General features: G+C 60.6%; 14 protein-coding genes and 1 pseudogene. 9 read left to right on the forward strand and 6 right to left on the reverse strand.

Features of this window, described 5'->3' with window-relative positions; translation table 11 throughout:
* Window positions 1-21 precede the first annotated feature (21 nt).
* Together EJ074_RS19285 and EJ074_RS19290 are read left to right on the forward strand one after the other, a co-directional pair.
* Entirely contained in the window at window positions 22-741 is a 720-nt protein-coding gene (locus EJ074_RS19285) for a LuxR family transcriptional regulator (protein WP_126057768.1), read from the forward strand.
* Between the two features lie 92 nt (window positions 742-833).
* Entirely contained in the window at window positions 834-1,466 is a 633-nt protein-coding gene (locus EJ074_RS19290; protein WP_126057769.1) for an acyl-homoserine-lactone synthase, read from the forward strand.
* Between the two features lie 366 nt (window positions 1,467-1,832).
* Here EJ074_RS19290 and EJ074_RS30405 read toward each other — a convergent pair whose 3' ends face one another.
* Window positions 1,833-2,081, reverse strand: a complete 249-nt coding sequence (locus EJ074_RS30405) for a DUF6074 family protein (protein ID WP_063169245.1) — start codon at window positions 2,079-2,081, stop codon at window positions 1,833-1,835.
* A gap of 599 nt (window positions 2,082-2,680) precedes the next feature.
* On the opposite strand from EJ074_RS30405, the gene EJ074_RS19300 reads away from it, so the two are divergent.
* From EJ074_RS19300 to EJ074_RS19305, 3 genes are all read left to right on the forward strand, one after another.
* Window positions 2,681-3,151: a hypothetical protein gene (locus EJ074_RS19300; protein ID WP_245454734.1), complete on the forward strand. Its 471-nt coding sequence runs from the start codon at window positions 2,681-2,683 to the stop codon at window positions 3,149-3,151.
* Window positions 3,144-3,278, forward strand: a complete 135-nt coding sequence (locus EJ074_RS30675) for a hypothetical protein (RefSeq protein ID WP_256754986.1) — start codon at window positions 3,144-3,146, stop codon at window positions 3,276-3,278. The genes EJ074_RS19300 and EJ074_RS30675 overlap by 8 nt, the downstream gene beginning before the upstream one ends.
* A gap of 174 nt (window positions 3,279-3,452) precedes the next feature.
* Window positions 3,453-3,698 (forward strand): hypothetical protein, encoded by a 246-nt coding sequence (locus tag EJ074_RS19305; RefSeq protein ID WP_063169243.1) that lies wholly within the window; start codon window positions 3,453-3,455, stop codon window positions 3,696-3,698.
* A 189-nt stretch (window positions 3,699-3,887) separates the two neighbouring features.
* Here EJ074_RS19305 and EJ074_RS19310 read toward each other — a convergent pair whose 3' ends face one another.
* Window positions 3,888-4,277: a hypothetical protein gene (locus EJ074_RS19310; RefSeq protein WP_024505560.1), complete on the reverse strand. Its 390-nt coding sequence runs from the start codon at window positions 4,275-4,277 to the stop codon at window positions 3,888-3,890.
* A 707-nt stretch (window positions 4,278-4,984) separates the two neighbouring features.
* Here EJ074_RS19310 and EJ074_RS19315 point away from each other — a divergent pair.
* Window positions 4,985-6,184: a cation:dicarboxylase symporter family transporter gene (locus EJ074_RS19315; RefSeq protein ID WP_306462679.1), complete on the forward strand. Its 1,200-nt coding sequence runs from the start codon at window positions 4,985-4,987 to the stop codon at window positions 6,182-6,184.
* A 6-nt stretch (window positions 6,185-6,190) separates the two neighbouring features.
* Here EJ074_RS19315 and EJ074_RS30410 read toward each other — a convergent pair whose 3' ends face one another.
* Window positions 6,191-6,760 carry a hypothetical protein gene (locus EJ074_RS30410; RefSeq protein WP_245454735.1) on the reverse strand — a complete coding sequence of 190 codons (570 nt, stop codon included), beginning with the start codon at window positions 6,758-6,760 and terminating at the stop codon, window positions 6,191-6,193.
* A gap of 611 nt (window positions 6,761-7,371) precedes the next feature.
* On the opposite strand from EJ074_RS30410, the gene EJ074_RS19325 reads away from it, so the two are divergent.
* Window positions 7,372-8,373, forward strand: coding sequence for a zincin-like metallopeptidase domain-containing protein (locus EJ074_RS19325; protein WP_126059319.1), 1,002 nt, complete (start codon window positions 7,372-7,374; stop codon window positions 8,371-8,373).
* Window positions 8,374-8,530: 157 nt separating this feature from the next.
* Here EJ074_RS19325 and groL read toward each other — a convergent pair whose 3' ends face one another.
* The 3 genes and pseudogenes from groL to EJ074_RS19340 form a co-directional block, all read right to left on the reverse strand.
* Window positions 8,531-10,186, reverse strand: coding sequence for a chaperonin GroEL (gene groL / locus EJ074_RS19330; RefSeq protein WP_126057772.1), 1,656 nt, complete (start codon window positions 10,184-10,186; stop codon window positions 8,531-8,533).
* A gap of 65 nt (window positions 10,187-10,251) precedes the next feature.
* Window positions 10,252-10,545, reverse strand: a pseudogene (gene groES, locus EJ074_RS19335) (co-chaperone GroES); the annotation flags it as partial.
* A gap of 62 nt (window positions 10,546-10,607) precedes the next feature.
* A complete protein-coding gene (locus EJ074_RS19340) occupies window positions 10,608-10,955 on the reverse strand; it encodes a hypothetical protein (RefSeq protein ID WP_063169239.1) in 348 nt (115 codons plus the stop codon).
* 1,010 nt (window positions 10,956-11,965) lie between these two features.
* Here EJ074_RS19340 and EJ074_RS19345 point away from each other — a divergent pair.
* Together EJ074_RS19345 and EJ074_RS19350 are read left to right on the forward strand one after the other, a co-directional pair.
* Window positions 11,966-12,289 carry a DUF736 domain-containing protein gene (locus EJ074_RS19345; RefSeq protein WP_024505644.1) on the forward strand — a complete coding sequence of 108 codons (324 nt, stop codon included), beginning with the start codon at window positions 11,966-11,968 and terminating at the stop codon, window positions 12,287-12,289.
* A gap of 181 nt (window positions 12,290-12,470) precedes the next feature.
* Window positions 12,471-12,740, forward strand: coding sequence for a helix-turn-helix domain-containing protein (locus tag EJ074_RS19350; protein ID WP_024505645.1), 270 nt, complete (start codon window positions 12,471-12,473; stop codon window positions 12,738-12,740).
* Window positions 12,741-12,762: the final 22 nt, after the last annotated feature.

A 12,762-nucleotide genomic window follows, 5' to 3' on the forward strand; every position in this document is an offset into this window, starting at 1 on the left:
CGCGAGGTACGCTAAGCGCAGATGCATCGCGTATTTGAAACCTTGGTCGAGCAACTCTCTGCAAGCGTCGATGCCGTCGATCTCCATGAGGCAATGGCGTCCGCCGCAGCCGGGTTCGACTTTCCGCTCTTCGCTTATTTCACCTACCCATCCGCTTCCGGCGACAGGCCGCGATTGATCTCGAATTATCCATCATCATGGACATCACATTACCTGCAACAGCGCTACCACAGCGTGGATCCCGTGATCCTGCGGGGACTGCGGGGCTGGGATACCTTCGACTGGGGTGTGGACCGCGATCACCGTTATTTGCCGACCTCTCAGCAGGAAGTCCTGGAAAAAGCAGCTGAGTTCGGCATTCGCGGCGGACTGACCATGTCGATGCATGATCATCGCGGCCGGTTCGCCGCACTGACCTTCGCCTCCAACGAGGCGCATCCGCCATTTCTGAGGTCGCTGACGCGCTACGAAAAAGCAATGCAACTGGTTGCGATCAACGTTCATATCCATGCCCGGCGCAGGCTCGCCGAAGATTGCGTGGTAGATGGCATAACGCTCACCCGGCGGGAGTTCGAGTGCCTGAAATGGGCGGCGTGCGGCAAGTCGGCCTGGGATATCAGCCAGATTCTCGGTGTCTCGAAACGCACCGTGACCTTCCATCAGGAAAACGCCAAGGCGAAGCTTGGCGTGCGAACCATCAACCAGGCCGTAGTGCGGATGGCTGCTCGGGCGAGATCCTGATCCTCTCCAAGTCTAGCTGTAAAGGTCTACAGGCTGCATTCATGACGGCTTTGCCCTTCGATTGCGTGGACACATCCCGCACGGAGACGACAATGATGCAGCTGATAACACCCGACTGCTACGCCGAGTTTGCGAGCGAACTCAAGGAAATGCACGGACTTAGGTATCGGGTTTTCAAGAAGCGGCTCGATTGGGAAGTGCAGACCGAAGGCGAAATGGAAACGGACCCGTTTGACAGCCTGAACCCCGTCTACCTGCTTCTCAAGGGGTCCGATTGGCGAACTTGCGGCTGCGTCCGCCTTTTGCCGACCACCGGACCGACAATGTTGCGCGATACGTTTCCGACGCTGCTGGATGAGATGGTGGTCCCTGCGAGTGCCGATATCTGGGAGAGTAGTCGTTTCGCGCTCGATCTCCCTGCGACAGCGCCGAAGGCAGCTGGCGGCCTGGCCCAAGCAACCTACGAGCTCTTCGCGGGGATCATCGAATTCGGCTTGGCCAACAATCTCTCCGGGATCGTAACGGTGACAGATACGCGCATCGAAAGGATCCTTCGTCTCGCCACCTGGCCGTTGTCACGTATCGGACAGCCCAAGCAGGTCGGCAACACCGAGGCAGTCGCCGGCTTCCTCGATATTTCCTACGCCAGTCTCTTGCGCATCCGCTGGAGGGGACGCCTCAACGGGCCGGTGTTGTGGCAACCAGTTCTCATCCAATCGGCATAGCGCCTGCGGATGCTCAGCCGTGACTTGAGTTAAGTCTGCTCACGGCCGCCACCGCCGCCGTGAGGGTGAGCGGACCCGCCCCCACGAGCTTTCGACTGTTCCGGTCGATTGGCTCGCGCGGCCGGACTTTGGATTTCCGTAGGCGCAACCCGCAGTCCAGCGTGAGCACGCCAAAATGGCGCCCCTCCGCTTCGTCCAAAGAAGCCAACGTGGCTTCTGAGGTCGTCTTAGAATATTGGACCGGCCGCCGTGAGCGATCGCAACCTCAAACCTTTGCCGGTATGCCGGTTTGGCCGGACCGTCGGCCAGTCGGAGCAGTCCCCTGATAAGGACCCGAGCTGACGCGCGGTCCAACAGCGCCCGAGCCTATGCTTTGTGCATTACCGTTCGGTTGGCCATGTCGTCCAAGACCGCATGAAGAAGGCTTCCAACCTCCTGCGCAGCGAGCTCTGGCGCAATTCCTACATCGGACAATTGAATGAGCATTTTCTTGGCAGCACAGCGCCAGAACGCACTCGCCGCCTCGCCGTTCTTGGTCTCGAGGGCCTGGGCGATACTTTCGACCAATATACGTCGCCGATGCAGCGGAAATACGCAAATGTTTGATTCATGCATCAATCACCTCACAGATTCAGTTCCACAAAGAAAAACACCGGCGTCTTCAAAAGAGCCCCGCTAGCGCGGTGACGGTTCGCGGCGACATGACGAGTTCCACTTCCCCATCGACAAGCTATTGGGAGATGAGCCGCCGGACCGCATATCCGGGACCGCACATAAGGTGAACCACCATTGCTCATCCGGCTGCATTTTCCTGGGCCGTTCGACGAGGCGTTCCAGCCGAATTGACGTCCAATGACTTGATCTCTGAAAGGGCAGGGCGGTACGAATCACCCGATTGTTCCGCTGCTTACATTCCTGCGAGCTTGTGTATGAACGATTAAAGCGTGCCCGAGCCGTTCTTGGTGGCCGCCGCAGAAGGGAATCATGTCATCCGCTGCCTATCGTAGGCGGCGCGACTTCTAGCATGACTGCACTGCCCCGACAGGGCTTTGCAATCGCGCGTTTCGAAGCCTATGCTTTGGCATCGGCCGGCATTTACTTCGGTGCAGCCGACAGTAAGACGTACGCGCTCTTGCCCCGTTGGAAGAGAGCCTTGCCCGATCCCTCTTTCGCGACCAGGTGCTGAAGCCCTCACCCCGCAGGACTTCGCGCTTTTGCGACCATCGCTGCATCACGTCGAACCGGGCATCAAGGACCAGTTGGAGGTCGCGCATCAGCCGATCAAGAACGTATATTTTCCCGAGAGGGGCATCGCGTCGGTGGTCGCCACCATGACCGGCGGGCGGCAAGGTGAAGTCGGCATTGTCGGCTATGACGGGATGAAAGGAATTGCCGTCATTCTCGGAAAGGAAAGCACTACCTGGCGCCTGCCGGTTGAAAACCTTCGCCCTGCGATTAGCCCGTCGCTTCGCACCTCAGTGCTGGATTATGCCCACGCGTTCCTCGTCCAATCATGCCGGACGGCACTGGTCAATGGCCACTCCAAGATCGAAGAACGGCTGGCCCGCTGGCAGCTGATGGTCCACGACCGTGCGGAAGGAGATAAGATCCTCCCGACGCATGAATTTCTGGCGACCATGCTCGCGCCCACCGCCCGGGGTCACCACGGCCCTGCAAATGCTTGAGTATCGAGGACTGGTGCACGCCAAGCGCGGCGAGATCACGATCATCGACCGTGCCGGATTGATAAAGCTCACACATGGCGCTTATGACAAGGAGGAGCAGCGTTATTTCGGCCTGGCCGCTGCCTGAAGCATGTCGGTTGAAACGGGTTCAGCCGACGTCTCCTTGCCCCTCACCAGGTCGCCCAAAAGCATCAGCGGTTTTGAACGAATCGCAGCTATTGTCCGCAATCGGACATAGGCTTGAAGGCGGTCGAATTCGTGCCATAAGTCGGGTTGGTCAGGGTTCAGGGAGGAATTCGTCATGACCAATTCGTTTCACACCGTCACCGTCGAAAAAGCCGCAGAAGCCTATGTCCTTTCCAGGGGAAGGGTCCGCTTTCTCTCCATGGCGCAGGCGATCCGCGCCATCCGAACACTAATGCCGGCATGCAAGGCCACCGACCGCGAGTTGGAGGAACTGTTGGCGGCCGCTTCCTTCGTTCATGGCGTGCCCGTCGCCTTCGACACAAAAACAGCCGATGGTGTAGAACCACGGCTGCATTCCTAAGAGGGCATGCCGCGCCATGCAGACTGTCAGAGGGCATTCGTCAGATGGTAGTCCGCTAACTTAACTGCAGAGTCTAAAGGACGTGTTCCAGCATTGCGAACTCACCGATCGCTTTGTTGCCAAAGCTGCCAGCAAGCGATCGCCTCATCCAGCCGTTTGCACCATCTCATCACAGACATCATCGCGATGCTACCTGTCCAGCATATGTCCAGCATTTCGCAAGGCGGCCAGAAGGAGCCTCGCATAGCCTGTGACATCGATCTGGGCCTGCATCGAAAGGGGCATGCTGGTCCAGTTCTCCAACGGTGCAATGAAAGGTGAGAAGGTGCCATTGACTAGGCAACAACAGCTAACAAGGCCCTCTCGGTCCAATGCCACCACACCGATCTTGTCGCCTGGATATCCAATGGCTGCGACTCGCTGGACCTCCAGGTCACCGTCCACCCGCACGTCAAAAAGAAGGCTACCACGGCTCCTCGTGGCTATCTCAGCCGCCTTCTCATCAAAGCTTGAAGAGAGCAAGCGGACGCTTTCCACCGCCATCTGGAAAATCACCAAATCCAGTTCATTCACGGCCATATGGGCATTTCCGCGCAACGGGTGGTGATTGCAATGACACATACTGCTTGTTCACAGATGTCGGTCACGAACGATCATTCGTCGGGTTCCGGTTCCGACCAACGGTGTCGCCACCTGATCGTGCTGCGGTTCGAACCTTCCGAACGCGAGCCGAGCGCGCTATGAGGTTGGAGTCTAGGTCTCGGACCCTGCCTCGCGGCCTTCTCATCTTTGGCAGACCCGTTGCAACGCCGCCGCGATGGCGCAAACGCCAGATGACGCTGATCCATCGCTTGATCGTGAACTGAGCTTCTGAACACCATTGGGACAGCAGGGTGGAAGGGCTTGACCAACGCTGCCCCCGTTTTCCAAGAGGACCCGTCCTCGATTGAATCTTTCGAGCCCCGTGCGGCGCGCAGCCAAATGATGACGATCTGGACTCAGCTCGCAGACCGCAAGGCAAAGAGGGAACCTTCCAGGCAGCCAAGCTGCTCGACGCAAAGAGCGGCCTTTGGAGTTCCCAAGAATCGACCCTTCCATAGTTGCGACAGGCAACCACTGCACGAGTGTGGGAGAGCGAATCGCAAGCATTGCGTGAGGTCCTGCGCGTTTTCCCCTCTTTGCTATTTGGCACATCGTTTGCGCCGAAGTGGGCGCAGCGTTCGACCGGAGCACTGCATGGGAGAGGGAGGAGCCCCACCCCGATCCGGTCAAGGAGAGAGACGGTGTTGGTTCCAAGAGTTCCCCGCGCGATCGCAGCGCCCCGCAAGCGCCATTTTGCCCGGACCTACGTGCAGGTACTTGCCGCCATAATCCTGGGTGCCGCAATCGGCTATTTCCATTTGGAGACCGGCCACAGCCTGAAGCCGCTCGGCGATGCCTTCGTCGATGTCGTCAAGATAATCACCGTACCTGTCATCTTCCTGACAATGGCGACCGGCATTGCCGGCATGAGCGATCTGCAGAAGGTCGGCCGAGTTGCCGCCAAGGCGATGGTCTATTTTCTCACCTTTTCGACGCTCGCTTTTGTTGTCGGGCTGATTGTCGCGAATATCGTTCAGCCTGGCGCCGGCCTCAACATCGATCCGGCCTCGCTCGATGTCCAAGCCGTTAAGGGCTATGTGGCCACGGCTCACGAGCAGTCCGTGACCAGCTTCCTGATGAACATCATCCCGTCAACGATTGCCAATGCCTTCGCGGAAGGCGACATCCTGCAAGTCTTGTTCCTCTCGGTCCTGTTCGGCGCGGTCTGCCGCTACAACGGCCGCTCGCTCTTCTCTCTCGTCCGATACATCAAGGACGAGCTGCTGCTCGCAATGTCCTCCTCAGAGGCCGCGCTGGCCTCGCTCATGGAGAAGATGGAAAGGGCCGGCGCCACGCATTCGGTCGTGGGTCTCATTCCATTCAATCTGGACGGCACGAATATGATGCTCGCCGCCCTTTTCATCGCCCAAGCGACGAAAACTGATCTCCCGATCGGCTGCCGGATCCTCATGCTGTTTGTCGCATTGTTCCCTTCGAACGGAACAACCCGCATTACCGGTGCAGGCCTCGTCACAATGGCTGCAACGCTCTTTCTTGTTCCGGCCGCACCGGTCACCTCCGTGGGGCTTATTCTTGGCGTCGATCAGCTTATGTCCGAATGCCACGCGCTGACGGTTTTTCTCCGCAGCGTAGCGGCAACGCTGGCTGTCACCCGGTCCGGGGCGAGCGGGATAAACGACGATTCGGGGAGCGCCTCACTAGCGGACCGTTCAGCGCTCCGGCGGTGGACGGTCAAGTCGCCCGGCGTGGTGAACACAATTCCCCGTGCGAACGACGCTCAGCTATTGGGGTGGACCCGATGGCGCAAAGCCGTATTTGAGAAACCGCCAGATCGCACCGGCACCTGTGCGCCTGTAGCAACTGCGGGGCACGATCAAAACTGACCCATTTTACACCAAAAAGGCGGCCGTTGCTGCCACGCCGTCCATGGATTGGAGACTCATGTCTAAGCCGACTGCCATCACTGTCGCAGCTCTTCTTTTACTCCTCGCCTTGCTGGCGAGCCAATATAGCGCGAACCTGCACCGGCAGGCGTGGTCGACCGACAGGCAAAAGTGGAGCGGCGCATTCGACAACGATCTCCTTCGCCAATCGCCGGCAACCCGCAAGGCGATGCCGTTCTGGTCATATTCAATGACTACCACAACTGTCCGCATTGCAGACTGGCTGATATCAACTACCAAAAAGCCTTCAAGCATGAACCCAATCTGAAGCTTGTGATCAAACAGTTCCCGGTCCTGGGACCGGATTCCCAATTCCCAGCCTTCGCCGCACTCGCCTCGAGAAAACAGGGAAAGTTCGACGAATTCCACCGCGCCCTTATGATTTCCCCCAGTTGAAGGGTCACTCTCAAGATCGCAGCGCGTGTAGGCCTTGACGTTGAGCAGCTCAAGCGGGAATGCAAGATCCGGCCATCGCAGATGAAATGCGCGGTCCGCGCACTCGCGAAAGGTCTGCACTTAGACGGTACGCCCGCGTTGGTGGTCGGCGATATAGTGGTCGCCGACCTTGTGGACATGGCCAGCTTGCAACGCTTGCATCGCCGATGCGCGCTCAAAGCGTGCTGGCTCTCGTGCGGGGCAGCATCTGTAGACCGGCCACGCTGTTGTTGCCGGAGCGTGCCGTTTGTGGCAGCTGGCTTTGCTGTCGCTCCTCGTAATCTTGTTGCGGTCATCCAGCTGCCGTGGGCGCCAACAACAATCCTGAGCGCCCGCGCCTGAAGTCGCTGGCCGGGTGCTCGTGAACCGAGCCCGCTTTTCTTCGGCAAGCTCAGGCGGTCTTGGCCCTGCGGCATCGCCCCCTGGCGCGGGGCAGCCTTCGGCTGCTGACGGTCGCCGGCCTGTCGGCCGGCGTCTTTCTATTGTGGCCTTCCCCCTGGCGCAGGGTGGGCAGCACTCCCTTCTAGGCCCGCCGCGGCGTCCCGCAACCCTTCGCTTGTCGCTTTCGGGTCCTCCACTCCGTTCCGGTCCTGCTGATGCAGTCCGCCTCCGACGGCGGGCCTTTCCGGTCGCTTTTGCCGCCCACCCCGCTTCCGGGGAGGGCGCGCGATTGTAGAGCGGAGGACATCACGATGCGTGCAAACAACAAACGTTGCGGCAGCCGACAGGCTGGCGCAGACAGTGGCGGGCGCACCGGCGCCAGCCTTTATCAGGAAATCACCGACCGCATCATTGCCGAACTGGAGCGCGGCACCGTGCCATGGGTCAAGCCGTGGGGCAGGGCAAGGACAGGCCTCGGCCTGCCGCGGAATGCGGCCACCCAGCGCCGATATTCCGGCATCAATATCCTGATCCTGTGGGGCGCGGTCATCGAGCGCGGTTTCCCCAGCCAGAACTGGCTCACCTTCCGGCAGGCGCTTTCGCTTGGCGGCAATGTCAGGAAGGGCGAGCACGGCACCACCATCGTTCACGCTGACCGCTTTGTTCCCAAGAACGAAAAGCAACGCGCCGACACCGATGGCGACGAACCGCAGGCGGTGCCCTTCCTGAAGCGCTTCACCGTCTTCGATGTCGCGCAGTGCGATAATCTGCCCGAACATCTTTACGCCGCCGGCGAGCCTCTGCCTGAGCGCGAGATGGTCCCGCAGGCCGAGGCGCTCATTCATGCAACCGGCGCTGATTTTCGCATCGGCGGCGAGCGCGCCTTCTACATGCCCGGCAGCGACACCATACAGGTGCCGCCGCAGCCGGCTTTCTTCCACCAGATCGACTATTACCGGACCTGCTTTCACGAGCTTGGACACTGGACCGGCCACCCGAGGCGACTCGCGCGCGACCTGTCCGGCTCCTTCGGGTCCAACACCTATGCGCGCGAGGAACTGGTCGCCGAAATCGCATCAGCCTTCATCTGCAGCAGTCTCGGCATCGAGCCGAGCGTGCGCCATGCCGACTACATCGGCTCATGGCTGACGGTTTTGCGCGAGGACAACCGCGCCATCTTCCGCGCCGCAAGCCATGCCTCGAAAGCCGCCGATTTCCTGCTTGGCCGCAATGTCGATGTCGAAGGCGAGGCACATGCCGAAACCGCCTATGGGAGCGCGCAATCCTCACACGCGACCGCCTTGCGCCTCTGATGACGCAAAGCCGCGCGCAACCAACTCGACAGTTCTTTTGAGGTTGCCCTAACGCCGATGGCCGGCGTTGGCGTCGATCGTTCATCGGACCGAGGTTCGCAAAAAAAGAGGGCGGCATTGATGCCGCCCTCTCGTTGCGAAAGCTGCCAGAGCTGGATTAGAAATCCATGCCGCCCATGCCGCCCATGCCGCCGCCGCCCATGCCGCCAGGCATGCCGCCGCCAGCCGACTCCTTCTTCGGAGCCTCCGCGATCATGGCTTCGGTGGTGACCAGCAGGCCGGCGACCGAGGCCGCGTCCTGAAGAGCCGTACGGACAACCTTGACCGGATCGACGATACCCATGGCGATCATGTCGCCATACTCGCCGGTCTGGGCGTTGTAGCCGAAGGTCGCGCCCTTGTTCTCAAGGATCTTGCCGGCAACGATCGATGCTTCCGCACCGGCGTTGGCCGCGATCTGGCGGGCCGGAGCCTGAAGCGCACGACGCACGATGTTGATGCCGGCGGCCTGGTCGGCATTGACGCCGGTGGCCTTGATGTTGGCCGAAGCGCGCAGCAGCGCGACGCCACCACCAGCAACGATGCCTTCTTCGACGGCCGCGCGGGTCGCGTTGAGGGCGTCATCGACGCGGTCCTTCTTTTCCTTGACTTCGACTTCCGTCGCACCGCCGACGCGGATCACCGCAACGCCGCCGGCGAGCTTCGCCAGACGTTCCTGCAGCTTCTCCTTGTCGTAGTCCGAAGTGGTCTCTTCGATCTGCTGCTTGATCTGGGCAACGCGGCCCTGGATCTCGGCCTTCTTGCCGGCGCCGTCGACGATGGTGGTGTTCTCCTTGGAGATCGACACCTTCTTGGCGCGGCCGAGCATGTTGAGGCCGACGTTCTCGAGCTTGATGCCGAGGTCTTCCGAGATGACCTGGCCACCGGTGAGGATGGCGATGTCTTCCAGCATGGCCTTGCGGCGATCACCGAAGCCCGGCGCCTTGACGGCGGCGATCTTCAGGCCGCCACGCAGCTTGTTGACGACCAGCGTGGCCAGAGCCTCGCCTTCGACGTCTTCCGAGATGATGAGCAGCGGCTTCGAGGTCTGCACGACGGCTTCGAGAACCGGCAGCATGGCCTGGAGGTTGGACAGCTTCTTCTCGTGCAGGAGGATGTAGACGTCCTCGAGCTCGGCAACCATCTTGTCGGCGTTGGTGACGAAGTAGGGCGAGAGGTAGCCGCGGTCGAACTGCATGCCTTCGACGACTTCGAGTTCGGTCTCGGCGGTCTTGGCTTCCTCAACCGTGATGACGCCTTCGTTGCCGACCTTCTGCATCGCTTCGGCGATCATCTTGCCGACCGAAGCATCGCCGTTGCCGGCGATGGTGCCGACCTGGGCAACCTCTTCGGAGGTCTTGATCTTCTTGGCGTTCTTGATCAGGGTCGCAACGACGTCGGTTACCGCGAGGTCGATGCCGCGCTTCAGGTCCATCGGGTTCATGCCGGCGGCAACGGCCTTGTGGCCTTCCTGGACGATCGACTGCGCCAGAACGGTCGCGGTCGTGGTGCCGTCGCCAGCGATGTCGTTGGTCTTCGAAGCAACTTCGCGGACCATCTGCGCGCCCATGTTTTCGAACTTGTCCTCAAGCTCGATTTCCTTGGCGACGGTGACGCCGTCCTTGGTGATGCGCGGGGCGCCGAACGACTTGTCGATGACCACGTTGCGGCCCTTGGGGCCGAGCGTGACCTTCACCGCGTCAGCGAGGATGTTGACACCGCGCAGCATGCGCTCGCGGGCATCGCGGGAGAATTTTACGTCTTTGGCAGCCATTTTTAGCTCCTGGCAGGGGCTTCAATCGAGCCCGGGAATTCAGTTGACGAAAGGGCCTGATATGAGCCGATGATGCCCATGATGTCGGATTCCTTCATGATCAGAAGGTCTTCGCCATTGAGCTTGACTTCCGTGCCCGACCACTTGCTGAACAGGATGCGGTCGCCGGCCTTGACGTCCAGCGGGACCAGCTTGCCAGCTTCGTCACGAGCGCCGAAGCCGACAGCGATGATCTCGCCTTCCTGCGGCTTTTCCTTTGCCGTGTCGGGGATGATGATCCCGCCAGCGGTCTTGGATTCGGATTCGACCCGGCGAACGACCACGCGGTCATGCAGCGGGCGGAACTTCGACTTTGCCATTTTCGGATTTTTCCCTGGTGCGCTGTTGAGGGGTTTTTGTTAGCACTCGCGATGGACGAGTGCTAACGCGATAGTGAGGTAGGCTGTAAGCGGGCACTCGTCAAGACGGACGAGGGCAGGCGAGGAGCTCTGGCCCCCTCCCCGGTGGAACCCAACGCATACGCGGCATCCGCGTTGATGGCTGCGAGCCCCACATTTCCATTGAATTCGGCGTCATGACGCCAACTTGCTCGCGCCGCTTCCAAGTCGTCAGTCGTGCTGCCGTCAGCACGAACATAGGGCTGCGCTTCACTTCCCGTCGAAGCCGCGGCAAGCAGCGTCGCCGTCAGCACGCTCCTTTGCAGATGCTTGCCAAAGGTGGACAGTGAGCGCACCTGCGCCGGGCTGTTGGTGCGAACGTAAGACGTCATTGACAACTCCTTTTTGCAAGTCGAGCCCCTTCTCCACCTTCGGCCGCCGTCGACGCGAAGAAGTCCGCATCGCGTTGAAGACGAGCTGCGAAAAAGAGAAAGATGTGTTTGATGGCTGCGGCCCCAACGGTGCCTTCAGATTTGAGATCACTTCCGCCGCGAGCGGCTGAAGCTCCTCGCAACGTCAAATCGAATCTGCTGCCAAGCCTCCAGGAAAGGAGAGCATTGCTCATCTCGCGCTTGTGCATGCAGTCAACCTTCGATCCGTGTTGCCACATCAAGAGCAAATGCCGTGCCAAAGCTCACTGGGAAGTGAACGCATGGCTCTCCCTGAAAACCTCACAAATCCAGCATGGTCAATTGTGCGGAACCCGACATGCGTCTTCTGCCACTGTCAGCTTTCGGACAGGCATGACGCGTTTCGCGCCGACCACCGGTCGATCGGTTTTGGGGCCGGTCTGTTCGCCTCATAAGAGCGCGTTACATTGCGTAGCGGTTTCCCGAGCGCCGCCACATGACACTGGACCTGCAGGTAGCACCGGCTTCTCATCCAGCCTTACTTTGGCCCCCTCGCGTATCAAATTCCCGCTGGCGAGCCCTGCTTTCATAGATCGCACCATGCCGGATGTCTGCTCTGGCGCCCGACCCGCTGGCACGATCTCGATCCGGCATAAGGGCGCAGCATCTTTGCAGGCCGTTTCATCCCGGCGTCCTGCTTGGCTGACAGACCGCACTTGGCGAGCGGTCTCCATGCTCTCTCCAAGGACCATCCCTGCGGCTGGCTTGTCGACCTATGGGCGGGTCCGGCCGCCCGAAACCCTCGCGCCATCAGCTTTTTTCCCCGCCGCCTGCGGCGGCTTCCTCGCGCCGCTTCGCTCACAAAAAAGCTGCCCGCTCGGGTCCTTCACTGTCGCTGCGGCCCTGTCGGATTCAGGCGGTCCTGACGCGCCCATTACGGTGCGCCATCGCAGGGGATGGTCCCCGGCGAAACCACAAAAGGAGACTTCGAAATGACCGCGATCGGTTACGTCAACAAGCAGGAAAACGGCGCCTACAAGGGCCAGTTCAAGACGCTCAGCGTCCGCGCCGACATCGATATCGTCCCCAACCAGGCCAAGAGCGCCGATAACCATCCCGACTTCCGGGTGCTTACGCAAGGGGTCGAAGTCGGCGCTGGCTGGATCCGCACCGGCGAGACTTCCGGCAAGGATTATGTGAGCCTGTCGATTGCAGCGCCGGAGTTCGGACCGCGCAAGCTCTACGCCAATCTCGGCCGAGCCGCCGGCCAGGACGATCACGACACCTACGCCATCATCTGGAACCCGGCCGACTGACCGGCCGAGATAAGAGCCTCGCGCCGCAGCCCCGGCGCGGGGCTCATTCCCAGGAGTTCCACCCAAACCCCGTCCGCCCTAAAGGGCGGCGAAAACTCTCCCCCGACTCTTCGCCCGTCCCCGAGACGATCTCCCTCGCCCATCCTCGCCCTCGCTTGTCCGAAGCGAAACGAGGATCATCATGGACGACGAAAACGAACGCGCGGCCCGCGCGAAAAAGGGCAGCCCGTTTCTCAGCACAGCCCAAGCCGCCTTCTATATCGGGCTCTCCCAGCGCACGCTCGAAAAGATGCGGCTCAAGGGCGGCGGCCCGAAATTCCGCAAGCACGGCCGCTATGTCCGCTATCACATCGACGAACTCGACCATTGGTCGAAAGGACACCCGCAGCACTCCATCGCCGGCGATGGCAAGGCCGGTTCCGGCCAGGGCGGCACGGGAGGCCGTTCATGAGGCGGCGCCCTTCCATCCATCT

The sequence above is a fragment of the Mesorhizobium sp. M3A.F.Ca.ET.080.04.2.1 genome (assembly GCF_003952525.1).
Lineage (GTDB): Bacteria > Pseudomonadota > Alphaproteobacteria > Rhizobiales > Rhizobiaceae > Mesorhizobium.